General features: G+C 74.5%; 1 protein-coding gene. It reads right to left on the minus strand.

Features of this window, described 5'->3' with window-relative positions; genetic code table 11:
• Positions 1 to 49: 49 nt before the first annotated feature.
• Positions 50 to 1,390, minus strand: coding sequence for an acyltransferase family protein (locus ACWGL3_RS32115; RefSeq protein WP_267947137.1), 1,341 nt, complete (start codon positions 1,388 to 1,390; stop codon positions 50 to 52).
• Positions 1,391 to 2,003: the final 613 nt, after the last annotated feature.

A 2,003-nucleotide genomic window follows, 5' to 3' on the forward strand; every position in this document is an offset into this window, starting at 1 on the left:
GCCAGGTCCCCGCGCGGGGACCGGGGCCGCGCCGGAGGGGCGCAGGACGTCAGACCCGTACGGGCGCCCGCGTCAGCATCAGGCCCGACAGGACCGCCAGCAGCCCGAGCAGGGGCGCCAGGCCCACGCCCAGGCCCGACACCGTCAGTATCAGCATCCCGCCGCCGATCAGCGCGGCCGCGACCAGGACCCGCAGCATGCCGGGGGAGCCGCTCAGCGCCTTCGGCGGGTTCTCGAACCGCACCGCCCAGTGCGCCAGCGGCGCGATCATCGGCAGCAGGACCGCCAGGCCCAGCACGCCCCACAGCAGCCACGTGCCCGTCAGCGGCGCCGGGGTGTCGATCCCCAGGCCGAACACCAGGACCCCCGCGACCACGCTGACCGGGATCATGTGCCACAGGTAGACCGTCATCAGCTGCGGGCAGACCCGGTCCAGCATCCGCGCGGGCCCGGGGCGGTCCGACCACGCGCTGATCCTCTCCCGCAGCAGCACCGCGACGCCGATCTGGAGGACGCCCAGGGAGCCGAGCACCAGGGTCGGCGGGGACACGTTCGAGGTCTCGGCGGCGAACACGCCCGTCATGTTCACCGAGTACGGCCCGAACAGCACCAGGGCCAGCGCGGCGACGCCGCCGCCCACGGCCATCATCGCCGCGTAGCGGAGGCGGATCGCCCCCGTCGCGTAGCGGAAGCCGAGCTGGTGGATGCCCAGCCACACGAACGCGATGTTCAGGTACCCGACCCAGTCCGCACCGGTCCCGTACCGGACGGCGTCGACGGCGACCGCGCCGGCGAGCAGCGCCGCCGGCACCCACCACCCGAACCTCTCCTGCGCGGCGAACAGCACCGGGGTCGCCACCACGACCAGCACGTACACCGCCAGGAACCACAGGACCATGCCCGCCGCGCCCGAGCCCACCAGGACCGACTCCGCGGGGGCGCCGCTCAGCACCAGCAGGTGGGAGGCGGTGATCCACACGATCGCGAGCGGCACCACGGGCCAGGCGAGGCGGCGCAGTCTGCGCGCGTACCAGGTCGAGGCCGGGACCCCCTTGTCCGAGGCCGAGCGCCAGCTGATGAGGTTCGCGGCCCCGCCGACGAAGAAGATCAGCGGCATGACCTGGACGACCCACGTGAGGGCGAAGCCGCCCTCGGTCTCCAGGACGCTTCCCGCCTCCAGGACGCCCTGGTCCTGGGCCAGGACCGGGAGCCACCAGTGCTGCATGACCACGAGGGCCATGACGAGGAGCCTGATGACGTCGAGAAACCTGTCACGCCCCGCTCCGGGCCGGGGGACCCGCTGGTCGGCGGCGGGTGAGGCCGCGTGGACGGTGCCGGGCGGGGGCGCGGACAGCAAGCCCCCGCCCTCGTTCTCGACGGTCACGGTCATGTCGCTCCTAGGTCTTCCCGTGCACGGACCCCCTGGGCACAGCGTGTTCCCAGTGGTCGGAGTCGACCGGGATCAGGGGGTGGCAACGCGTTCTCCAACGCGCCCTACGGCGGGCCCGCGTCGGTGTCGGCAGATCGGTGACGCGCGTTGTTACGACCTTAGGCGGAACAGGCGGGTGGTCGCGATGGATCTGACGCCCCTTTTGAACCGGCGGTTCGCACTCCCCGAAAAGGTGGTGCCCGCACCACCGCGCGGGAGCGCCCGGCAGGGTAGTGGAGCCCGGACGGGAGGGACCGCGTCCGACGGCCGCTCGCGGCGATCGGCGCGGGCGCCAGACCACCGGGAGCACCCGCGGCCCGGGCGTACCGACCCGAGAGGCCGGGGACACGGGAAGCTGGAGGGCCGGCGAGGGCGGTGTGGAACCGGTGGTGGTCGTCGTGGTGCGGCCACCCCGTGAACGCCTCAGCGTGTCCGGCCCCGCTGGTGCGGGGGCGGGCGTCGGCGTGGGCGGCGTGGGGCGTCGAGGGCCTTCCGGCCCGGTGTGGGCGGGGACGGCCACACCCGCGCCGGGGGCCCGCGTCGCCCGCGCCGGGGGGGGGGGGGGTGACCCCCC

It is taken from the genome of Nocardiopsis sp. NPDC055824 (genome assembly GCF_053616335.1).